The organism is Thalassospira alkalitolerans (assembly GCF_002115745.1).
Taxonomy (GTDB): Bacteria; Pseudomonadota; Alphaproteobacteria; order Rhodospirillales; family Thalassospiraceae; genus Thalassospira; species Thalassospira alkalitolerans.
This window is the reverse complement of record NZ_JFKB01000021.1, coordinates 18402-39401: the sequence shown is the minus strand read 5'-3', so window position 1 is coordinate 39401 and position 21000 is coordinate 18402. Positions and strand designations below refer to the sequence as shown.

24 protein-coding genes are annotated in these 21000 nt (G+C 53.1%); 8 read left to right on the top strand and 16 right to left on the bottom strand.

Translation table 11 applies throughout. The annotated features are described in order from the left end of the window. Positions 1–4: 4 nt before the first annotated feature. The 6 genes from TALK_RS19650 to TALK_RS19625 all read right to left on the bottom strand — a co-directional run bounded on the left by TALK_RS19650 (position 5) and on the right by TALK_RS19625 (position 3860). Complete coding sequence (locus tag TALK_RS19650) at positions 5–145, bottom strand: entericidin (protein ID WP_085620863.1); 141 nt, start codon at positions 143–145, stop codon at positions 5–7. Positions 146–371: 226 nt separating this feature from the next. Beyond that, positions 372–548, bottom strand: coding sequence for a DUF1328 domain-containing protein (locus TALK_RS19645; RefSeq protein WP_085620862.1), 177 nt, complete (start codon positions 546–548; stop codon positions 372–374). Positions 549–639: 91 nt separating this feature from the next. Next, a complete protein-coding gene (locus tag TALK_RS19640; RefSeq protein ID WP_085620861.1) occupies positions 640–783 on the bottom strand; it encodes an entericidin A/B family lipoprotein in 144 nt (47 codons plus the stop codon). A gap of 259 nt (positions 784–1042) precedes the next feature. Next, complete coding sequence (recA, locus tag TALK_RS19635; RefSeq protein WP_085620883.1) at positions 1043–2119, bottom strand: recombinase RecA; 1077 nt, start codon at positions 2117–2119, stop codon at positions 1043–1045. A 268-nt stretch (positions 2120–2387) separates the two neighbouring features. Beyond that, complete coding sequence (gene nikR / locus TALK_RS19630; protein ID WP_085620860.1) at positions 2388–2867, bottom strand: nickel-responsive transcriptional regulator NikR; 480 nt, start codon at positions 2865–2867, stop codon at positions 2388–2390. A 93-nt stretch (positions 2868–2960) separates the two neighbouring features. After that, positions 2961–3860: a DMT family transporter gene (locus TALK_RS19625; RefSeq protein ID WP_085620859.1), complete on the bottom strand. Its 900-nt coding sequence runs from the start codon at positions 3858–3860 to the stop codon at positions 2961–2963. 218 nt (positions 3861–4078) lie between these two features. On the opposite strand from TALK_RS19625, the gene blaOXA reads away from it, so the two are divergent. Beyond that, a complete protein-coding gene (gene blaOXA / locus TALK_RS19620) occupies positions 4079–4885 on the top strand; it encodes a class D beta-lactamase (protein WP_139833891.1) in 807 nt (268 codons plus the stop codon). A gap of 99 nt (positions 4886–4984) precedes the next feature. Beyond that, positions 4985–5767: a PH domain-containing protein gene (locus tag TALK_RS19615; protein ID WP_085620858.1), complete on the top strand. Its 783-nt coding sequence runs from the start codon at positions 4985–4987 to the stop codon at positions 5765–5767. Positions 5768–5845: 78 nt separating this feature from the next. On the opposite strand, the gene TALK_RS19610 is transcribed toward TALK_RS19615, so the two are convergent. From TALK_RS19610 to flgB, 8 genes are all read right to left on the bottom strand, one after another. Beyond that, positions 5846–6625 (bottom strand): type 2 periplasmic-binding domain-containing protein, encoded by a 780-nt coding sequence (locus TALK_RS19610; RefSeq protein ID WP_085620857.1) that lies wholly within the window; start codon positions 6623–6625, stop codon positions 5846–5848. Positions 6626–6633: 8 nt separating this feature from the next. Continuing rightward, positions 6634–9243 (bottom strand): hybrid sensor histidine kinase/response regulator, encoded by a 2610-nt coding sequence (locus TALK_RS19605; RefSeq protein ID WP_085620856.1) that lies wholly within the window; start codon positions 9241–9243, stop codon positions 6634–6636. 187 nt (positions 9244–9430) lie between these two features. Beyond that, the gene (flhB, locus tag TALK_RS19600; RefSeq protein ID WP_085620855.1) at positions 9431–10501 is read right to left on the bottom strand and encodes a flagellar biosynthesis protein FlhB; all 1071 of its coding nucleotides are present in this window, start codon (positions 10499–10501) and stop codon (positions 9431–9433) included. Between the two features lie 58 nt (positions 10502–10559). Continuing rightward, entirely contained in the window at positions 10560–11324 is a 765-nt protein-coding gene (gene fliR / locus TALK_RS19595; RefSeq protein WP_085620854.1) for a flagellar biosynthetic protein FliR, read from the bottom strand. A gap of 67 nt (positions 11325–11391) precedes the next feature. Further along, on the bottom strand, positions 11392–11661 hold the full coding sequence (fliQ, locus tag TALK_RS19590; RefSeq protein WP_085620853.1) for a flagellar biosynthesis protein FliQ: 270 nt from the start codon (positions 11659–11661) through the stop codon (positions 11392–11394). Between the two features lie 158 nt (positions 11662–11819). Then, positions 11820–12146: a flagellar hook-basal body complex protein FliE gene (fliE, locus tag TALK_RS19585; RefSeq protein ID WP_085620852.1), complete on the bottom strand. Its 327-nt coding sequence runs from the start codon at positions 12144–12146 to the stop codon at positions 11820–11822. A 49-nt stretch (positions 12147–12195) separates the two neighbouring features. Continuing rightward, the gene (flgC, locus tag TALK_RS19580; RefSeq protein ID WP_085620851.1) at positions 12196–12603 is read right to left on the bottom strand and encodes a flagellar basal body rod protein FlgC; all 408 of its coding nucleotides are present in this window, start codon (positions 12601–12603) and stop codon (positions 12196–12198) included. A gap of 27 nt (positions 12604–12630) precedes the next feature. Further along, positions 12631–13029, bottom strand: a complete 399-nt coding sequence (flgB, locus tag TALK_RS19575) for a flagellar basal body rod protein FlgB (RefSeq protein ID WP_085620850.1) — start codon at positions 13027–13029, stop codon at positions 12631–12633. 94 nt (positions 13030–13123) lie between these two features. Between flgB and TALK_RS19570 the strand changes: the two genes are divergently transcribed. The 6 genes from TALK_RS19570 to fliP all read left to right on the top strand — a co-directional run bounded on the left by TALK_RS19570 (position 13124) and on the right by fliP (position 16010). Further along, positions 13124–13315, top strand: a complete 192-nt coding sequence (locus TALK_RS19570) for a hypothetical protein (protein ID WP_085620849.1) — start codon at positions 13124–13126, stop codon at positions 13313–13315. Further along, positions 13315–13593, top strand: coding sequence for a carbon storage regulator CsrA (csrA, locus tag TALK_RS19565; protein WP_085620848.1), 279 nt, complete (start codon positions 13315–13317; stop codon positions 13591–13593). The genes TALK_RS19570 and csrA overlap by 1 nt, the downstream gene beginning before the upstream one ends. 255 nt (positions 13594–13848) lie before the next feature. Further along, positions 13849–14277 (top strand): EscU/YscU/HrcU family type III secretion system export apparatus switch protein, encoded by a 429-nt coding sequence (locus tag TALK_RS19555; protein ID WP_085620846.1) that lies wholly within the window; start codon positions 13849–13851, stop codon positions 14275–14277. Next, complete coding sequence (locus TALK_RS19550; RefSeq protein ID WP_085620845.1) at positions 14267–14605, top strand: hypothetical protein; 339 nt, start codon at positions 14267–14269, stop codon at positions 14603–14605. Before TALK_RS19555 ends, TALK_RS19550 begins: the two co-directional genes overlap by 11 nt. A gap of 149 nt (positions 14606–14754) precedes the next feature. After that, on the top strand, positions 14755–15150 hold the full coding sequence (locus TALK_RS19545; RefSeq protein WP_085620844.1) for a FliO/MopB family protein: 396 nt from the start codon (positions 14755–14757) through the stop codon (positions 15148–15150). Positions 15151–15254: 104 nt separating this feature from the next. After that, a complete protein-coding gene (gene fliP / locus TALK_RS19540; RefSeq protein ID WP_085620881.1) occupies positions 15255–16010 on the top strand; it encodes a flagellar type III secretion system pore protein FliP in 756 nt (251 codons plus the stop codon). Between the two features lie 94 nt (positions 16011–16104). Here fliP and TALK_RS19535 read toward each other — a convergent pair whose 3' ends face one another. Continuing rightward, the gene (locus TALK_RS19535; RefSeq protein WP_085620843.1) at positions 16105–17424 is read right to left on the bottom strand and encodes an SEL1-like repeat protein; all 1320 of its coding nucleotides are present in this window, start codon (positions 17422–17424) and stop codon (positions 16105–16107) included. An 84-nt stretch (positions 17425–17508) separates the two neighbouring features. After that, a complete protein-coding gene (locus tag TALK_RS19530) occupies positions 17509–21000 on the bottom strand; it encodes a tetratricopeptide repeat protein (RefSeq protein WP_085620842.1) in 3492 nt (1163 codons plus the stop codon).

Below are 21000 nucleotides of genomic sequence, written 5' to 3'. Positions count from 1 at the left end.
ATGTTCAGTCAGCGCCTTTTTGGATCGTCTTGCCAAGTTTTTCAACATCGCGGCCAAAACCGTCGGCGGTTTCACATGCTGCCAGTGAAAGACCAAAGCCCGCGATCAGGGCCAGTGCCAGAATACGTTTTACATGGGTCGACATTATCAGGTGTCCTTCTGCCTTTAACGACATGTTGATATTAAAGCCCGCCGCTTGCGTGCCGTAACCTGCTGCAACAAAGCAGCGAAAATCAGATGCTATCTTGTCCGGCCCCGATAGTACTGGCAACTGTTTCCTTGTCTATTTGATCATGACAGGACCACAAACAGCAAAACGGGCGCGCCGCAGCACGCCCGTTCCGTTTGCTCGTATTATATATGTCTGCCAATCAAACCGGTGGACGACGGCCACGCAATGCGTTGACCAAAAGCGAGATCACAAACAGCACGATAAAGACAAAGAACAAGATCTTTGCGATCCCGACAAACGTCCCCGCCAAGCCGCCAAAACCAAGGACAGCAGCGGCTAACGCCAAAATGAGACAAAATACAGCCCAACCCAACATGGTGTTATCTCCTTAATTTCAGTTTTGGCCGCTTGGCAGTGGCGAAAACCAGCCTCGCCGTGCCCGCGACAAGCAGAAATACCGTTTAAACTTACTCGTCGGCTTCGTCCTGAATGGCTTCACCGGCATTTTCCATATCCTTGCCAAAACCTTCAGCGGTTTCACAAGCAGCCAGACCAAGGCCCATGCCCGAAATAAGGGCAACAGCAAAAAGCTTTTTCAAAATATCAGACATTTCGGTTTCTCCTGTTTACACAATTTCATTTTGATTACACCAGTATAACGGGAGAACACCAAGCTTGTTCCATACACCATCAGACAAACATCTGATTCGACACGATTAAGGCAGCCGACACGCCTTGTATTTCAAAGGAATTTTGGCAATCGTGATCATTTTGGGGCACTTGCAATTCCCGACTCAAAACACAAAAAAGCGGGCCCCAAATGGGACCCGCTTGATCGTTTAGCCGATACGGTTTTACCGCAAGCAGCAATTATGCATCGTCATTTGACGGTCCATCGTCGCTCATCTTCGTCATCGCCTCGGAAATCAGCCCCGCACTTTCGCGGATGCTGTGTTCGATCTCGGTGGCCATTTCAACATTTTCGCGCAGGAAATTCTTGGCATTCTCGCGGCCTTGACCGATCCGGGTCGAGTTATAAGAGAACCACGAACCTGATTTTTCAACGATGCCTGCCTTAACCCCAAGGTCAAGGATTTCACCCATCTTGGAAATGCCTTCGCCATACATGATGTCGAATTCAACCTGTTTGAACGGCGGGGCCATCTTGTTTTTGACGACCTTGACGCGGGTCTGGTTGCCAACAACTTCATCACGATCTTTAATCTGACCGATGCGGCGGATATCAAGACGCACAGAGGCATAGAATTTAAGCGCATTACCACCAGATGTGGTTTCGGGACTTCCGAACATCACACCGATTTTCATGCGGATTTGGTTGATGAAAATTACCATGCAGTTCGACCGCGAAACCGAACTGGTCAGTTTGCGCAAAGCCTGGCTCATCAAACGGGCCTGCAGGCCAACATGGGTGTCGCCCATTTCGCCTTCAAGCTCGGCACGCGGCACAAGGGCAGCAACCGAATCAACCACCAGAACGTCAATCGCACCAGAACGAACCAGTGTATCGGCAATTTCAAGCGCCTGTTCACCGGCATCGGGCTGGGATATCAGAAGTTCATCGGTATTCACGCCCAGTTTACGGGCATACCCGGGATCAAGTGCGTGTTCAGCATCGACAAAGGCACAGGTGCCGCCCAGTTTCTGGGCCTCGGCAATGGTGTGCAGCGCCAGGGTCGTTTTACCGGAACTTTCCGGGCCATAAATCTCGACGATACGGCCACGCGGCAAACCGCCAATACCAATCCCGATATCAAGGCCGAGCGATCCGGTTGAAATGGCTGAGATATCAACCGCACTATCGCGCTGGCCGAGCTTCATAATCGAACCCTTGCCAAATGCGCGTTCGATCTGCCCAAGGGCGGCTTCTAGTGCTTTCTGCTTATCCATCGTATCCTTATCCACCAAATGCAGCGCGGTCTGAATCATTTTTCGAACTCTCTTATTCCACAGGGCCGGGTCGGATGCAACGCAGGCGGTTCCCCGGTCCAAAATGCGGAACGCCACCGCTAGGTGCCCCGCCGGATAACTGACATCACGCCAACCATTTTCCGGCAAACGCATTGAGAACATAATGCGAACACTGCCACATGAAAACGGATGTTGCAAGTTTGTTCTCATTCCCAAACACAAGAATTCCTGTCCTTTCCGGCAAAGAAAAGGCTGTGCAATCATCAAACCATTGAAATAATTTGGTTTAGGTCGTGATTTTCAAATGTTCGTGCCGATGGGCATGCCCATGGTCATCATCGCCATGACGATGGGTCTCGACGCGCAATTCACCGGGCACGGAATATAACTGACCGTGGCGCACACCGGGCTGGGCCAGAACCTGATCGGCGAATTTGCGAATATCGGAAAGCTTGCCGCGCAGGGTCACGCTTTCAAGACAGGTATCGTGATCGATATGAAAATGCACGGTTGAGACCGTCAGGTCATGATGTTCGTGCTGCACACTCATCAGGCGCGACGCCAGCATGCGTTCTTCATGGTCATAGACATAATTCAGAACCGCAATCCCAACCCCGCCAGTGTCTTCGTCAAGTTTGGTATTCTGAAGCTTTTCACGGATCAGATCCCGAAAACCTTCGGACCGGTTGGTATAGCCACGCGTGTCGAGAAAGGCATCGAAGGCCTCCATCAAATCGTCTTCAATCGATACGGTTACGCGGCTCATGGCATTATCCTGAATAAGGTCTTGATCATCTGTCCGTCCGCCCCAAAGGCAATCGCGGTAGTCTAGCGCATTGGCCCGACAGGCAAAAGGCCGCTATGTCAAAAACAGCAATGCCACCCCACCAAAGGCCATGGCCGTACCGATGACGGCCTGAAGACCAACCGGGCGCCGCAAAACCAAACCTTCATAAACAATCAACAAAACCGGCGGCAACGCCATCAGGGTCGATGCGATCCCGACATTGGCATTTTGAACTGCCACCATAGAGAGCCACACACCGAGTGCCGGGCCAATAAAGGCGCCAAGCATAAGCCATTTGCCTACATCGCGCGCCGTGCAGGCGACAATCGTTCGCCGGGCACGCCCCATGGCAATGGCAATCCCCCACATCACCACAACCGCGACAAGGGTTCTGATCCATGTTGCCGACAGCGCGGAATAACCGCCAATCAGAGCGTATTTCGCCGTGATCAGATTGGCAACCTGCCCGATGGCGCCGCCAAGACCGAACAGAATGCCAATGACATAATTGCGTCCCTCAAGCCCGACCGGCCGCCCCTTTTTCATCAGGATTACCAACAAGATGCCCCCAACACCAAGCGCAATACCTGACATTTCCTGAAGGCTCAGAACCTCGTCAAACAGGAACCACGCCAAAACCGTTCCCATGATCGGAACCGTCGACATCAAAAGCATCGATAACCGCGCGCCCAGCATGACGAACGCCTGAAACAACATGGCATCGCCGATGACCAGCCCCAAGACCGAGGATAACGACAACCAGCCAAACTGTTCCCAAGTGACAGAACTTGGCCAAGGTTGCCCTTCGATGACCCAATGCAGAATTGTCAGACAGGTGATTGAACAGGCTAAACGCCCGCGATTAACCGTCTGCGCACCAACTTTTCCGCCGATATTGGAAAAAATCATGCTCGACATTGCCCATGCAAAGGCAGCAGTAAAGGCGGCGGCTTCGCCGAAGAACGGGATCATGCGGGGCTCTTGTTTGGACGTTATATGGATGATGGATGATTGATCATTTGCCGGATGGTTGCGCAAACCAACCGCGGATCATATTCCCGGTTTTTGATATTTTGGCAATCTCAATCCCCATTGCAGGTAAAGCCTGTATCGGTTTCACCCGGCATTAAACGAACTTTTAGTTTTGAAGCCTAGCCTGCGGCTTTCCCCTATGGTGAAAGGACAATGCCGTGAAATTTACCTATCTGCTTTCAGGCCTTTTCATCATGCTTGCCTTCACAGTAGCCAAGGCAGAAACCACAACGGTTTGCACCCTGATATCGGACGTTCAAACCGCTGAGGTCCTTGTGCAGGAAGGTGATTGCGCCAAACGTGCGACCGCGGCCTCAACCTTCAAAATCGCCATCAGCCTGATGGGTTTTGACAGCGGTATCCTAAAGGATGCACACCATCCTGTCTGGTCATTCAAAGAAGGATATCCCGACTGGCGCAAGGTCTGGCGTAACGATACCGACCCGCAAAACTGGATCAAGCATTCCGTCGTCTGGTACTCCCAACAAATCAATATCAGACTGGGAGAAGAAAAATTTCGCAACTATGTCACATCCTTTGATTACGGAAATGCGGATGTAACCGGGGATGCCGAACAGCAAAACGGTCTGACACGGGCATGGTTAAGCTCGTCACTTCAGATTTCACCCGCCGAACAAGTCGATTTCATTTCCAGAATGATCCGTCGCGAACTGCCGGTCAGTGACGAAGCGACTGAAATGGCCATCGGACTTTTTGATATCGGGCTGCAGACAAATGGATGGCATGTTTTTGGTAAAACGGGTGCCGGGTTATCGCAAAACCCCGATGGCAGCCCGATCAAGGGCCAGCCTTGGGGCTGGTTCGTGGGCTGGGCAAAACGCGGCGACCGAACGATTGCCTTTGCCAGACTGACACATGACAGCCATCGCCCGGCAATACCACCCGGCTTTGCGGTGCGTGATGCCATCCTTGCGGAATACTTTACCCGCGAAAATTCTTTTTGATCCATGGCTTGTTGCCCACAAAGACCACACAGACCGAGATGCTTGTGATTTTCGGTTTGCGCAGTATGTTCATGCAATGATGCCAACAGGGACAAATTGATGCGCCAGACCAACAAAAACGAGCACGAGACCAAGCCGTTTAAAGGCATCCGTCGCCACCTTCATGACGGCGAAGTTGTGATCATGGATCTACCAATTTCGCCGGTATCGATCCTTGTGCCCGGTGTCATCAAGATCATCTGGATTGCGGTTCTGATCTATGCGTCGTATCACTGGCGCGCGATTTACGATTTCCTGATGCCACAGGCACGCGCGCTTTTGACCGGCCCCGAAGCCTTTGCCGCCCTTGATAAAGTCTGGGACGATTACGAGTTCGTCTTTTCGATTGCTCTGTTCGGGGTAATTCTGGCCGCACTTTCAATCATCTGGAAAATCCTGCGCCGTGCGCTTGGCGTTTCAACGCGCGCCGCAAAGGACAGCATCCTTTTGCCATTGACCGCCATTCGCGATCTGTTTTTCTTTGAACGTGTCATCACCAATAATCGCATCATCACGCGAAGCGGCGTTCTGCGCAAGGATCAAGATGATCGCGGGTTCGAGGCCATCAAAAGCACCCAGATCAGCAAAAGCGTGATCGGCAATATCTTTGATTATGGCGACCTGCAGATCACGGATCGCCTTGGCCACAGCTTTACCCTGCAGCAGGTCACTCATCCGGAAACGGTCGCCAAGGAGCTTTCGGATTTCTTTGGTCGTGTCCGCCCTGATAACCACCACGGTGAACCGATCGACATCACCCATCGGGGACGCGACGAAGTAATCGAGGCCGTAAAAACACCGTCTGGGGTAAATGCTCAAGACATCGACGACAAAAACACCTGATCAAACATCAAACAAAATGGCCAAGCCGGGGACACGGAAAAACCGCAGCCCCTAGCATCCACGCTGACGCTCTGAGTTTCAGTTAGATACCGCATCACCAAATCGCTTGCGATAGAGATGGATACCCGCATTGAAGGCTGTCAACTGTGATCGGTGTTCTTCCCGCAGCCAGCTATAGACTTTGTTGTTTTTCAACACAGTGGCCGCGTAATCACTGAGATCAAGCATATGCGAATATGAATATCCATCCACCAGCATTGCATCAATGCGCCCGGCGAAAAGCATTTTTTGCATCATGATCGGGCCACCAGGAATCTCGACAGTATTTTTATGACCATCGCTAACCTTCTTTGCCCAATCAAACCCCAGCCATATGCCAAGGACCTGATCTTTCAAATCCTTAATCCTGCGCACAGACGGGTCACGGGTTATCAATAAAACCGGCACTTCTATCACGGGTATGCTTGACCGCAGCAATGGCACGTTAACCAAGCTGACCAAATCTTCCGTCCAGCCAAAAATGCCGTCAACTGAACCATGATTGGTTTCAAGAACGGATCGACTTAAAGGCATCATCACAGGCTCGATACATAGCCCGGCCTCTGCCATATCCTGCCTGTATATTTCAGCCCCACGGGCAACATCGCTGTTGCCTATGATTTCAGGAAAAGCAATACGAAGACAGACAGAACTCGCCTTCGCCGCAAAAACCTGCCCCACAAAAACAGCTACAAGAAAAAAGAAAAACCCCACCCGCAAGAGCTTCATTTGCTCTTTTAAAGATCGCGGCATATTTGCCCCCAAATCGGCCCCAATAACTTTCTTATCTTTCCCCGCCCCCCGGACGGGCTGCGTCAATTCAGTTCTTACAAGACTTCCTTGACCTTGGTTGCCAATTCTTTCAACGAGAACGGCTTGGGCAGAAAATGCACACCGTTTTCTTCGTCCAATTCATCGCGATAGGTATCTTCGGCATAACCGGAAATAAAGATGACCTTAAGCTCTGGCTTTTTCTCGCGCAGCATCCGCACCAATGTCGGACCATCAATGCCAGGCATGACCACATCAGAAATCACCAGATCAATGGTCTTGTCGGTCTTTGCCAGCACTTCAAGCGCGTTATCACCGTTATTGGCTTCCAACACGTCATAGCCCTTGCCCCGCAAGGCACGCGCGCCAAATGTGCGGACCGCATCTTCGTCCTCAACCAAAAGGATCGCACCGGTGCCTGTCAAATCGCGTGACGGGGCCTCTTCGGCCACAGCGCGGGTTTCGGCCAGTTCTTCCTCGGTCGCCTCGTAATGCGGTAGATAGATCGTAAAGGTCGTGCCAACGCCCGGTTCGGATTGAACCGCAACAAAACCACCGGTCTGTTTAACAATGCCATACACCGTCGACAGGCCAAGTCCGGTCCCCTCGCCGCGCTGTTTGGTCGAGAAGAAGGGTTCGAAAATACGGGTCAGATTATCTTTGGGGATGCCGATACCGGTATCTGAGACCTCGATCCGGATATAATCGCCCGGCGGGATCAGTTCGGTGCCGGTATTGCGCGCTTCATCAACAATTTCAGTCCCCGTCTGAACCGTCAACGTACCGCCATTGGCCGCCATCGCATCACGGGCATTAACCACAAGATTAATGATCACCTGATCAAGCTGCCCCGGATCGACCTTGACCAAGCCAACATCACGCCCGTGACTGACCTTAAGGTCAATCTTCTCGCCGATCAGGCGGCGCAGCAAGTTCGACATTTCTGCCAGCGCATCGGTAATATTGATGATTTTCGGCTGCAATGTCTGACGGCGCGAAAATGCCAAAAGCTGCCGGACAAGATTGGCCGCACGATTGGCATTTTGTTTGATCTGCATAATATCGGCAAAGCTGGGATCACCCGGCCCATGGCGCGACAACAACAGATCGCAGAACCCGATCATCGCGGTCAAAAGGTTATTGAAATCATGGGCAACCCCACCGGCCAATTGACCAACAGCCTGCATTTTCTGCGACTGGGCAAATTGTTCCTCAAGGTTCTTTTGTTCGGTCGTATCAAGGAAGTTCAGCAACAGCGCACCGGCTTCGCCCGAACGGCCCGCCACCCGTTGCAGATGAATCTGGGCCGCCATACCGCGCGACCCTTGCAAACGGGCTTCGATCAATCCGCCCTTGCCCGACCCCATCACGGCGCGCGACAGATAGCGCGCAACCTCGTCACGGTCTTCGGGCACGATCAGTTCAAGAACCGATCGACCGACAACATTTTCATGACGCTGACCGGCCGTTTCAATAAAGGCCCGGTTGGCATCGGTAACCCCGCCTGACATATCAGCAAGCACAATCGACAGGGGGCTATCATCAAAGAACCAGCGCACCCGCCGTTCGGTTTCGGCCAATGCATGTTCCCATTCATGGGCAGGCATCGGATCAGGGAAGACAACGGCCTGGCTGCGAATTGGCCCGGTGCCGGGCGCATTAATCGAATGGGTGACAAAGCATTTGATCGGCTCGCCGCCTTTAACGCGAAGCTTGACCTCGCCGTTCATGCCATCGCCGACAATCAGATCGGCCAGTTCAAGCGTGCCAGACGCAAAGTCTTCGGGCTCACCGCCCAGCCAACTTGCCAGACGACGGTTCAGATAAAGAATGCGGCCTTCTTCGTCCAACCCGCAAACACCAACCGGAAGACGTTCGATCATCTGATCGGCTTGCTCGTTCCCGGCACCGTCGGCCATGCGTGATGCAACACCGCCAACCGTCATTTCATCATCGGAACCTGCGGCAACCAGTGCGCCATAGCCCGATGCTGGCTCGGCCGGAACCAATGATCGGCCGGTTTCGGGCATGGCAGACGGATCAATCCCATCCACCGTCCAAAGCATCTGTCCGGCGCGGGCATTCGCCGCCGTCACCGAAATGCGCAAGCACGCCGTATTATCCAATGGCGCAGCATCATCATGAATATCCGGGGTTCCGCCGTCAATTGCCCCTGTTTCGTGAACCGATGCGGCAATCGCCGCCTGATCACGTTTTCTGGCTTGACCGAAATCGACAAAAATTTCGCCCGCTTCGCCTCTCATGGCGCGCATACGCAGGTCAGCCAATTCGGAACTGCCAACATCAAGATAGCTTAGGCGCGATTCAAGTGCGGCCAGCATATCTTCGCCCGGCTCAATGCCGAGTTTGCGGGGAAAAGCAGGATTGGCATAAAGGGTGCGGCCATAGGCATCAATCAGGGCAACACCGATATCAGAATGTAAAAGGCCGTTTAAAAGCGGCGCCAAATCACGGCCGCCCGCCGATCGCCAGCGCGCAGACAACAACAGGGCGGCCACCGCGACGATCGCCACCCCCGTTACCATGGATCCGATGATCCACATGATCCGCACATCAAGGCCAGCCTTTGCCATGACCTGTAACAGGACATAGACAAAAGCGACAAATGCGACACTTACAGCAAGGATAATTCCCCGAAACAGCACGCGACCGCCTTTAACGCCAATAACTTACAATATTGCTCTATACTTTTAGCTGCTAATGGCCCGACTGGCTACCGACAAGTTTTATCGTGATTGGTTCACCCGTTGTGGCTCTCCAATATGGTCCCACATAAACACGATCATAGGATCGGCAAACGCCAGATCATTGGGGCATGGCGATCAGAACAAACTAACCAAGCTTCTTGCCGCGCTGGCGGAACACGAACGAAATGATTTCCGCCACTGCCTTATAATGTTCGGGCGGCACTTCCTGATCGACCTCGACAGTGGCAAACAAGGCCCGCGCGACCGGTGGATTTTCCATAATCATCACGTTATTTTCTTCGGCCACTTCGCGAATTTTAAGGGCGATATTGTCCTGCCCCTTGGCAACACACATCGGGGCTTCCATCGCCCCGACATCATATTTAAGCGCCACGGCATAATGGGTCGGGTTGGTGATCACAACGTCGGCGGTCGGAACATTTTGCATCATGCGCTGCTGGGCGCGCTGCATCCTGATCTGGCGGACTTTGGCCTTGATTTCCGGGCTGCCTTCGGTCTGTTTGTATTCGTCCTTGATTTCCTGCATGGACATTTTCATCTGCTTGGTAAACTCGTATCGCTGATAAGCAAGATCGAGTCCCGCAATCACCGCCGTCAGGGATACGGCCGCGATCATCAAAATGACGATCATGTCATAAAGCCGTTCAAGCATCAGTTCGACCGGGATTTGCGGATAAAGTTCGACGTCCATCAATTCAGGCACGATGACAAACCCCAACACCGCACCGACCAGAACGATCTTGGAAATGTTTTTAACAAACTCGACCATGTTCTTCATCGAGAACAGGTTCTTAAGGCCTTTCAAGGGATTGAGTTTTTCGGGTTTGGGCGAAATCCGTTCAAGGGCAACCACGATGCCGTTCTGCATCAAATGCCCACCAGCGGCAAAAAACATCAAAATCACAAACGGAATGCCCAGCACATAAAGCATGCCGAGCATCACCTCTTTCATCAGCAGCGGCAACCCGGCGCGGCTGACATCATACATATGCGGATGTTCGATAAAACCAACTGACATATCACGAACGGACCGCGCCATATCAGGCGCCATCATGGTCATGACCAAAGCCCCGCCAAATAACAGCATAAAGTTGCCGACTTCCTTGGAAACCGGCACCTGCCCTTTCTTTCGGGCGTCCTCAAGCTTTTTGCCTGTGGGGTCTTCTGTCTTTTGGCTGTCGTCTTCTTCTGACATTTGCACACCATGTCAGGGCGGCCCGGCACCATTACCGGAACAGGCCCATATATCGCAGTTACGGATTAATGAAACTTTCCAGCCCGTTTTCGTAATATTCCAAAAATACCATCATCATGGTCGGCAAAGCCAGCGTAAGCATCACAAAACCCATTCCGATCTGGATTGGCATCGCAACAAAGAACACCGGCAATTGCGGCATCAGCTTGTTCAAAAGACCCAATGCGACCTGAAGCACGATGGCGACAATCAAGAAAGGTGCCGAAATTTTCATCGCGATGACAAAGCTTTCATTCAGCGCACGGGCGAAAAATTCGCTCATATCGCCGACCGGTAAAATACCACCGGGCGGAAACAGGGAATAACTTTCAAACACCGCCTGAATCATCAGATGGTCAAGCCCGGTCGTAAAAATCAGGACCATACCAATCTGAGTGATCAAATTGCCGGTTACGGCACTTTGCGCCCCGGAAAGCGCATCGCCGCTAAAAGCGTTCGCCATCGACGAGCTATAGGCAATAATCGATCCCGCCGTTTGCAAAGCAGCCATCATCACCTGTCCAAACAGGCCGAAAAAGGCGCCCACCGTCAATTCATAGGACAAATGTACAAAAAGTGTCGGCGCATCGGCCGGTTGTCCCGGGATCAACGGCCCGGCCAACGGCGACACCACCACCGCCACCCAAAAAGCAAACACCAGACGGGCACGCGCGGGCACAACCTTGGCCCCGATGCCCGGCATAAACGCAAACGCCGCCCCGACCCTGGCAAAGGTCATCAAGACCACATAGACATTAAGCGTCAGAAGATCGTCGAGATTCATCTTCTTTCAGGATGTCCTGTTTTGGGTTTATCGTTCTGGTTCGTATCGGGGTCGCGATTTAGGCCGTCTAATTGGGCAAGCCAATAAAGTGATCAACCATGCGGCCCATAAATTCCGTCAATTCCGTCATCATATAAGGCAGCAACACCAAAAGGGCGATAAAGATCACAAGGATTTTGGGCACAAAGGTCAGGGTCATTTCCTGAATCTGTGTCAGGGCCTGAAACAGGGCGATGATCAAACCGACCCCCAACGCAATCAGCATCAAAGGCCCGGTAACCTTCAGCAACGTCCATACGGCATCATAGGCCACATCCATGATTTCCGCTTGATCCATCCGGTCTTCCTGTTTTATCTGCCGCTACGTTATTTTATTCATACAGGATAAGCCCGGTCGGGGGCCATGATTTCCTGCATTTTCAATTGCATCAACCCCAACAAAAAAACCGCACGACAATCGTGCGGTTCGGATATGGGTCGATTTTTGCCTACCGATCAGATCGGCATCGACAAAACGCTCTGATAAGCTTCGACAGCCTTGTCCCGAACGCTGACCACCGTACGCAGCGTGACTTCGGCTGCAGATACCGCCGTTACCACTTCATGCAATTCAGCATCGCCGATGATGGCTTTCTGGGTCATCTGCTCGCTGTTGACCATGGTTGCGCGCGCATCTACAGCCGCCCCCTTGACCATATCGGCAAAACTTTCCCCCGGATTAACCGTTTGACCGGTACCACCAACGCGTTCGGCAACGCTAGCGGTTTTGCCGCTTGCAGCATTCCGATAGGCAGAAATGGCATCGTTGAAACTGGCGACCATGGGTTCGTATCCTTAACAGGTGACGTTTGCAGACCTGATAGTTTGGGATTTATTGCAGAATATCAAGTGTCTTAAGCAGCATGCTACGCGATGATTGTATCACATTCAGGTTCGCTTCATAGCTTCTCTGTGCTTCGCGCAAATCCATCATCTCGACCAGGGGCTCAACATTCGGGGTCTGAACATATCCCTGATCGTTGGCTGCCGGGTGACTTGGTTCGTATTTCAGACCAAAATCAGACTTATCGGTTATGACTTTATTGACCTTGACCAATTCTGCACCGATTTCACGATCCATGACATTTTTAAACGTCAGCAGTTTGCGACGATACGGTTCCTGCCCCTGACCGGTCGGCAAACTGTCTGCGTTGGCAACGTTTTCAGCCGCAACCCGAAGACGGGTACCCTGTGCGCGCATACCAGCAGCAGAGATTTGAAAAGCTTTATAAAGTTCCATTTTCTCTTATCCCTTAATCGCTGCTTATCAGCGGCCCAAAGCCGAAATCATCATGGATTTATGCTTGGCATAAAGTCTGGTCATGGTTTGATAATCGACCTGGTTCTCGTTCATCTTGACCATCTGTTCTTCAAGGATGACGGCGTTTTTACCCGGTGCCGATTCATAGTTCTTGCGGACTTCTTCGTCCTTGAAGTTCTGCGGCTTGTGCAAACCCTGGCTGTGACCCGGTGTCGTCGCCTGCATCGCCAAAATGAACTGGCGGTCACGGCCGATATTCTTCGGGTCGAATTCCTTAAGGTCGCTGGCGCGGTAATTTGGGGTATCGGAGTTGGCAATATTCTGCGCGATGACGTTCTGACGCTGTGTCAGCCAGTCCATCTTTTCTTTCAGATTGGCGAACATGCCGAGTTTGCCGATATCCATTATTACCTGCTCCTGTTATCGCGCCCCCAGTATTGGGCGGGCCGGTAAAGCCGAAGTTAACGCGGTGCCCGGATTGGGCCCCGGGATCTGCAAGATGGCGAAATTTGCCGCCCTGTTTGATCCTGCCAACTACATTGCATGTGCCGTGCCAGAATTTGGAAAAGCCTTAAATTACAATGCGGGGCCAACTTATGATTGCCGGTACTGGACCGCGGGGAACAAAGCGGGCATATTGTGTTTTGTCGGGCGGATTTCTTTCGCCATCTATCGAAACCGGGACATTTAATGCTCTATCTCACACGAAAAGTTGGCGACTCCGTTGTTATTGACGACAACATCGAAGTCACTGTCGTTGAGGTTCGCGGCAAAACCGTAAAACTGGGCTTTACCTTCCCAGAAGACGTGCAGGTCCTGCGACGCGAACTTTATGATCGCATCCAGGAAGAAAACCGTTCGGCAGCAGCCAGTGCGGATCTTGTACGTCAGATGGGCCAGGAAACCAGTGCGGTCGCGGACAAAAAGAAAAGTAGTTCCAACACGGGCGACGACACCGCCAAGGACTGATTTTCCGGTGATGCGACCGGCGGCATGAGCCATCGGCGCAAAACAACCGATAAACGACATGCAACACCGTCATCATCCCGGCAGGTAGCCGGGAAATTGACCTGCCCTGCATGGCAAATATTTCCGCCAACATTTACCAAACCCGATCTGATGATCAGGTCGCAACGATTTGTTGACCATCTTCTGACTATGGTCGAGGCTTGTGATTGAATAATCGCGCTTCGTATCGCAAAGAATCTGGCGGAATGGGCAAAAATGACCGGTAACCGACCAAAGGTCGATATCACCGATCCGCGCGAAACCCGCTCGGAAAACCTTACCGCGCCCGGTTCTCGTGATCAAAAGGCGGTTGCGCTGCGCTATGCGCATGGCAGCGACAATGCCCCGACCCTAAGCGCAAAGGGCGAAGGCAGCGTTGCGGAACAGATCTTGCAAGTCGCCTTTGCCAACGGGATCAAGGTCCGCAAGGACAGCGATCTTGCCGAAATTCTGATGGCTGTCGATGTGGATAGTGAAATCCCGCTTGAAGCATTTGCCGCCGTCGCCGAGATTTTAAACTATATTTACCGTATCAACCGTGTTTTCGGTGATCCGGCGAAAAAGCGGGCGCCATCATCTGATATGGATAGCGTGTCAGCACCCAATATTGAAGATCGCAACCGGGAAGGCCAAAATGAGCCCTGAACACTTCAAACCCGATCAGTTCAAGAAAGACCTTAAGCGCGTTTTGTCTCTGATCACCGCCAGTCAGCGTTTTCTTGACGAGGGAAAGGTGGTTGAACTGAACGCGTTGGAAACAAAGATTTCCGCCCTGTGCGTACAAGCACGGGCGATGAATCCTGAACAACGTCGCAATGTTGCACCGCTTTTAGCCGCTTTGACCGACGACCTTGGGCGGCTGGAAACCACGATGAACAAGGAATATTCCGAGCTGCAACGCCAGCTGCGCGGACTTAGCAACACCACACAGGCAACCAATGCCTATGCTCATGCGGCGCGAACGACCCGCTGATCGGGGGCGCATCCAACCGTTTTGCCATGACACAGGCCGGTCGCAATCCGATGGCGACTTGCCTGCCCGGATTGGGCACGGTAAACAGTATGGGTTCGGCGTAATAAGGTCGGGCCACACAACAGGTCCGTCGCGGGGAAGGTAACCTGATGGAATTCGGCGCTTATTTCCGGTTTGTTGCCGCTCTGGTCTTTGTTCTGGGCATGATCGGGGCGTTGGCCTTGATCGCACGGCGCTTTGTTCCGGGTGCGCGGAATGTCAATCGACGCGGCAAGCAACGCCGACTTTCAATCGTCGAAGTCGTTCCGGTTGACACCAAAAGGCGCCTGATCCTTATCAAACGTGATGATACCGAGCACCTTGTCTTGCTGGGCCCATCGGGCGATTGCGTGATTGAACGCAATATTGGCACCCATTTTTCCGAAGTCCTTGGCGAGGATATGCGGAGCCATCACAATGACCCTGTGCCTGAAACCCCATCCGCAGCACCGATCACCACCGCGGATAACGATCCGACAAAGACCAACGGGAAACAACCCGCATGACCATCGTGTCCCCCCCGAAATCCACACCGCAACAAGCCGGACAACTGACGCAATTGCAAACTCCAGTACCGGCTGAAACGGCAAAAAAACAGTGCGGTGATCGTATGCTGCCACGCTGGTTAACATTGGCGGCGGTCTGGTCACTGGTGCCCCTGATTGCCATTGGGTTTGGCGGCGATGCCGTGCATGCCCAGACTTTTAATTTCGATCTCGGCGAAGGACCCGGCATTACATCATCGGGTCGAATGATCCAGCTTATCGGCCTGATCACGGTTCTAAGTCTGGCCCCGGCCATCCTGATGATGGTGACATCCTTTACCCGTATTGTCGTCGTTCTCAGCCTGTTGCGCACCGCCCTTGGCATTCAGCAATCACCACCTAATCAGGTGATGGTCAGTCTGGCGCTATTTTTGACACTGTTCATCATGATGCCGACCATGGAACGGGTCTGGGACGAAGGCCTGCAACCGATGATCAATGGCGACATTGACGAGTTCCAAGGCATGGATCGTTCAATCAGACCGGTTCATGATTTCATGATGACCCAGGTCCGAGACCGCGATCTGGAACTATTCGTCAATCTGGCAAATGTTGTCGTTACCGGGCCGGAAACCATTCCGTTACGCGCCCTGATCCCGGCATTCATGATCAGTGAATTGCGGCGTGCGTTTGAAATCGGCTTTTTGCTGTTTATCCCGTTCCTGATCATCGACATGGTCGTTGCCAGTATTCTGATGTCGATGGGGATGATGATGCTGCCGCCGGTTATCATTTCATTGCCGTTCAAACTGATTTTCTTTGTGATGGTTGACGGCTGGTATCTGATATCGGGATCGCTGGTCGAAAGTTTCGGTGGATAGCCACACAGCTTTAAAAAGCACCAAAAACGAAAGCCGCCTTGCATAAGCAGGCGGCTTTTTCATGATCCCGAGAACACCCTAAGCGGTGAAACAATCAAACAGACCGTTTCCCGGTCTTGAAAACATCCTTTTCAAGGGATTTCAGGCCAAAGCTGCCACGACGCGGTGCCGGATTGTCGTTGACATAGCGATCAGCCTTTTTGCGATCTCCGTCCTTCATGCGCGCACGCACAGCTTCCATTTCGCGATAGGCCTGACTGTTCGATGACGGGGCGGACATCCGCAGCCAGTAATAGGCCATGATATTATCCTGATCGACGCCAATGCCAATTGCATACAGGCGTCCAAGGGCCGCCTGCCCGTTCGATGATCCCTTGCGGGCTGCGCGTTCATACCAGCTTGCCGCACGTGACATATCCACCGGCACGCCAAGGCCATGTTCGTACATCACCCCGATCAGATGATAGCCCCCCGGATGCCCCAGCTCGGCCAGATCCATCGCAAGATCAAGCGCGGCGGCATAATCGGGTTCCCGATGGGCAACACCAAATATCAGGATTTGCGTCATCTGGTATTTCGCCGAGATATCGCCCTGATCACAGGCGTTCATCAACATCGTCCAGCCGCGATTAAACAGCTTCAGATCCGGGGAATGACAGAAATACATCGCCAGATTGGCCTGAGCATAAGTATCGCCCTCATTGGCGGCCATTTCAAACCAGCTGATGCTTTCGGCAATATTGCGTTCCGCGCCCAGACCAACACCAAGGGCATAGCCAAGCGCCGATGCGGCCTCGACACTGCCCGCGCGTGCGGCGCGCAGGTTATATTCAAATGACTTTGATGGATCGCGTTTTACGCCGCGTCCTTCAAGATAAAGATATGCCAAAACACTGGCAGCCGACGGATCATTGGCATCGCTTGCACGACGCAAAAAATCGACGGCCAATTCATCATCCTGGGGAACACCCCAACCGTTAAGGTAACAAACCCCAAGGTTATACAAGGCCGAAACCGATCCGTTCTCGGCAGCTTGTTCAAACCATCCGGCGGCTGTTTCCGAATTTTCCGGAACGCCCAGCCCCTTGGCATACAGATATCCAAGATTATTGGCCGAAATGCCTTCGCCGCCCAGCGCCTCTTCGCGGAACCAATATGCGGCTTCGCGGTACCACTGGTCACCTTCGCCAAGGTCCTCGGCAACACCGATTCCCTTGGAACGCATAAAGCCATAACAGATGGCAGCAAAGGCGCGACTCTGGCGGTGAATTTGGTCAAGAATTTTACGGGTTGCGACTTCGTCGCGCGGCATCCCGACACCCCGAAAATGCCTGAGCGCAAGCGAAAGCTGCGCAAAGATGTCGCGCTCGACCTTTGCGTCATCGTAATAGACCATTTTAAGTGCACGATCCATCACAGCACTGCTTTCACCAATACAAAAACCGCGTCCTACCCCACCCTAACGATGAAACAGGCCCTACAAAACATATACTCAATGTTAGTTTATAGCACTAAGCTGAGACTTTTCCAACTGATCACGATAGTTCGACAAAAATCCTTGGAAACTTTCAACTTCATCAACCTTATTCGCCAGCGTACGATAATCGATCAACCCCTGAGCTGGCGAAGAGGTTATCAGGCTGAATGCTTCTGCATAGGGGCTTTGAGCCATCACAATACCATAGCGTCGTTTTAACATATTCAGCGTGCGTTCCTGCCCGCCCATCGCCAGATTAACTGCCCAGTTCAGGACATAGCGCGCGCGCTCGTCCCCAAAGTCCTCGACCACATTGCCCTGATCATCGCCAACCAGACGCTGGAACGTTTCCGCCGCCGAAAGATAATCACGCGTCGCACGGTAATAATCCACTCGCAACAATTCGGCGTCCTTGGAAAAATCGCCTTCAAGCGATGCCATGGCCTCGGCACCACGATCCGTATCCAGCAAAGCCCGCGCACGAAGATGACGACGCTGCATTTCAAGTTCCGGCGAAATCCCTGAGTCCGCTGTTTTATCTAGAACCTGAATAGATTCCTCGGATTTATTATCAAGCAGATACACCAAGGCCAATCTGGCACCAACCCGGGCCTTTTCCGGGCCCGACAGTCGGAAATCGACCTGATGTTCCAAAAGTGCTTCGGCCCGGTCAAACAATTCGACATCTACCATACGGTCTGCCAGACGACGGATCAGCTCATCGCCCTTTTCCCCCGCCGGGGTCAGTTCGCGGAACTCGTCATAAAGCGCCACGGCCTTGATCGCCGAAATATTATTGATGTCATCACCAAGATAAATATCGGCAAAGGTTTTATGCATCATATCAGTGACATCAGTTGCCGACGGGCTGTTCGGGAAGAAGATCGCGGCCTGACGCAGCGTATTAAGGCCTTCACGATACTGCTTGTTTTCGATCTGCAATTCACCAAGCCGACGCAACAACGCCATCTCGAACCCATCGCCGCGCCATGCAAATCGCAGCTTTTCAAGCTGTTCGATTGCATCACTCAGGGTCAAACGTTCAAGACGCATCAAAAGTTCGGTCCGGTCAAAGATCGCATGGGCGCGCGCCTTGCGGTTTTCGCCCTCGGCAACCTCGTCCCAAGTCGCGACGGCCTGCTCGAATTCGCCAGCCTCTTCTTCAAATATACCTTTCAGATACTGAATATCCTTGATCTTGCTATCGCTCAGACCTTTGGTCACCAGCATCTGTTCGATCAAATTCATCCCGACTTCGGGGTTCCCGACAATCAACGCCTGTTCTGCCGCAAGCGGACCAAGGCGCCCCATCAGTTCGGGCGGGTAATTATTAAGGATATCGACACTGTCCAAAAGGTCGCTTGCACCATCATTCGGACGACCAAGTGCAGCCAGTGTCACCGCGCGCCACAACTGCATTTCAGGAATGGCGCGCAAACGATCATCTTCAAGCAACCGGGCAGCTTCGCTGTAATCACGGTTCAGGAATTTCACGGCTGCCTTCAACGCCCGGAATTGCATCTTCTGTGCAATCAGCGGATCGTCGCCTTCCATGGCCGACACAACTGCGTCCGCTTCGGGGCCAAGACCATTGGCCATATAATATTCGGCCAACACAAGGCGCGCCTTGTTGCGATGTTCATCACCACTGGCGGTCAAATTGTCACGCAGCTTGCCAATTGCCTTGTTGTAATTATCAAGCCCGCCACGCCCCCAGTCTTCCAATTCAAAGATCAGGCCTTCACGCCCATCCCCGGCACCGGCACGCACCCCGGTTGCCGACGCCAAAAGTCGCGCCCCTTCCGGCGATATATTCAATCCATCTTCGGCTGTCACCACAACTGCCTGCCCATCATCACGGTTGGTGACCTGCACCGTTTCATTAACCGGTGCAACAACGACCCCCTGGATGGATGGCAAAACTTCGAAATCGGGATAACGCAAGGCGGTCTCGATACCATATCCCATCTCGCGGGTTGGCACGACACGCAGGGAATCACCGACTTCGGGGTCTTCGATCGGGACTGTCGGACTGATATTCGTCAACGGTACGACAAGACGCGCACGGGTCTGGTTATCAAGTTCAATGGTCGGCCCCAGCCGTTCAATCGGCTGCATCGTCCCCTGTTGCAGGGTCACGGCCCAATCCCCGTTCTCGGTCGGGGTGGTATATAAACCGATCCCTTCGGGAATGGTCATGCGCAATACCGTGGCATAGGGACTATCGATCTGTTCAATCACCCCGATAATCTGTGCTGCTTCCTGACGCACAGTGCTGAGGTCCAGATTGGCGCGAACATCAAACACCATCCACAGGAAACCCGCACGTGACCATATCGCCGCCCCGCCCGGTTGACCGAATGGGAAACCAAGAACGATTTTTGTCGGGTCCTGATTAACGCTTACCATCAGGTCGCCAATGCTTTCGCGTTCCGGTGCAACCGCATCAGGGATGATTGGCGTATCGGGCGGCTGTGATAAACCCTGGGCAATCGGATCATTGGCAGCAACGGGGCCGCCGTCTGATGCTGCATCATTTTGCGAGGGTACAACCGGGCGCGGTGCGGGTGGTGCAACCGGCGCAGAAGGTGCCGAGGACGCAGATGACGATGCCGGGCGCGATGCCCCCGCCGTGGCATCCACCGGTTCGCCCTGAACCCCCATCAGGTCAACAACGACCTTATTGCCAGATCGAAAATGCCGCAAAGCACGCGGAGGGCTGGTTTCAATATCAACAGCAAGCGGATCAGTAGCACTTTGACGCAGGTTAACCCCTTCGGGCAGACGACGACTGACACCGATCGCATCAATCCGCGCCGGGTTGGTAAAGGCAAGGGTCTGGTTCCCTTGTGCCCCGTCCAGCGTATAATCGGTCCGGTTCGGCCAATCAAAAACCAATCGATAGAATGTCGGATGCCGCCCGACCCGAATTTCAAGTTCGGGTGCAGTTGTCGCCTGCTGAACATTGCCCGAAGATGCCGGGGCCGTGCCCGGACGGGTCAGTGGCGTTGGCAGCGGCTCTGACGAAACTTCACCGGGCGGATTGGGCGCCGGGCGCGGCGGTGTTGGTTCAGATGTCGCGGGGACCGGACTAGGTGCAGGATCCGGGGTTGAAGCAGGTTTATCGAGAATATCGACAACCACATTTGTTCCAACATTGAAAACCCGGGCTTCGAAATCAGCGCGCAAAACAAACGCGATTGTGCGTCCATCCGGATCAAAGAATCCATCGCTTATATAATCAGAAACCGGTCCCAAAACCCCGCGCATCGAGGCAACAAGCGGCTGGTCAAAGCGCACGACAAGTTGATCACCGATGATTTCAGCGGTGTAATTGACGGGCTTGTTCCATTGCAGAACGATACGTCCATAGCCACTATGTGCGCCCGAGCGGATGATCACAGGATCTGCCGCCTGGGCAAGTGCGGGACGCGCTCCCATCACTGGCAATACTGCCAGACTGGCCACCACAACAACGGCGGCCAGCAGGAGACGCGCTACGACCAAAAGCAT

Bases quoted from the DNA above. Each gene is read 5' to 3' on its own strand.
- TALK_RS19650 (WP_085620863.1), bottom strand. From the start codon at position 145: ATGTCGACCCATGTAAAACGTATTCTGGCACTGGCCCTGATCGCGGGC.
- TALK_RS19645 (WP_085620862.1), bottom strand. From the start codon at position 548: ATGTTGGGTTGGGCTGTATTTTGTCTCATTTTGGCGTTAGCCGCTGCT.
- TALK_RS19640 (WP_085620861.1), bottom strand. From the start codon at position 783: ATGTCTGATATTTTGAAAAAGCTTTTTGCTGTTGCCCTTATTTCGGGC.
- recA (WP_085620883.1), bottom strand. From the start codon at position 2,119: ATGATTCAGACCGCGCTGCATTTGGTGGATAAGGATACGATGGATAAG.
- nikR (WP_085620860.1), bottom strand. From the start codon at position 2,867: ATGAGCCGCGTAACCGTATCGATTGAAGACGATTTGATGGAGGCCTTC.
- TALK_RS19625 (WP_085620859.1), bottom strand. From the start codon at position 3,860: ATGATCCCGTTCTTCGGCGAAGCCGCCGCCTTTACTGCTGCCTTTGCA.
- TALK_RS19615 (WP_085620858.1), top strand. From the start codon at position 4,985: ATGCGCCAGACCAACAAAAACGAGCACGAGACCAAGCCGTTTAAAGGC.
- flhB (WP_085620855.1), bottom strand. From the start codon at position 10,501: ATGTCAGAAGAAGACGACAGCCAAAAGACAGAAGACCCCACAGGCAAA.
- fliR (WP_085620854.1), bottom strand. From the start codon at position 11,324: ATGAATCTCGACGATCTTCTGACGCTTAATGTCTATGTGGTCTTGATG.
- fliQ (WP_085620853.1), bottom strand. From the start codon at position 11,661: ATGGATCAAGCGGAAATCATGGATGTGGCCTATGATGCCGTATGGACG.
- fliE (WP_085620852.1), bottom strand. From the start codon at position 12,146: ATGGTCGCCAGTTTCAACGATGCCATTTCTGCCTATCGGAATGCTGCA.
- flgC (WP_085620851.1), bottom strand. From the start codon at position 12,603: ATGGAACTTTATAAAGCTTTTCAAATCTCTGCTGCTGGTATGCGCGCA.
- flgB (WP_085620850.1), bottom strand. From the start codon at position 13,029: ATGGATATCGGCAAACTCGGCATGTTCGCCAATCTGAAAGAAAAGATG.
- TALK_RS19570 (WP_085620849.1), top strand. From the start codon at position 13,124: ATGGCGAAATTTGCCGCCCTGTTTGATCCTGCCAACTACATTGCATGT.
- csrA (WP_085620848.1), top strand. From the start codon at position 13,315: ATGCTCTATCTCACACGAAAAGTTGGCGACTCCGTTGTTATTGACGAC.
- TALK_RS19555 (WP_085620846.1), top strand. From the start codon at position 13,849: ATGACCGGTAACCGACCAAAGGTCGATATCACCGATCCGCGCGAAACC.
- TALK_RS19550 (WP_085620845.1), top strand. From the start codon at position 14,267: ATGAGCCCTGAACACTTCAAACCCGATCAGTTCAAGAAAGACCTTAAG.
- TALK_RS19545 (WP_085620844.1), top strand. From the start codon at position 14,755: ATGGAATTCGGCGCTTATTTCCGGTTTGTTGCCGCTCTGGTCTTTGTT.
- fliP (WP_085620881.1), top strand. From the start codon at position 15,255: ATGCTGCCACGCTGGTTAACATTGGCGGCGGTCTGGTCACTGGTGCCC.
- TALK_RS19535 (WP_085620843.1), bottom strand. From the start codon at position 17,424: ATGGATCGTGCACTTAAAATGGTCTATTACGATGACGCAAAGGTCGAG.
- TALK_RS19530 (WP_085620842.1), bottom strand. From the start codon at position 21,000: ATGCTTTTGGTCGTAGCGCGTCTCCTGCTGGCCGCCGTTGTTGTGGTG.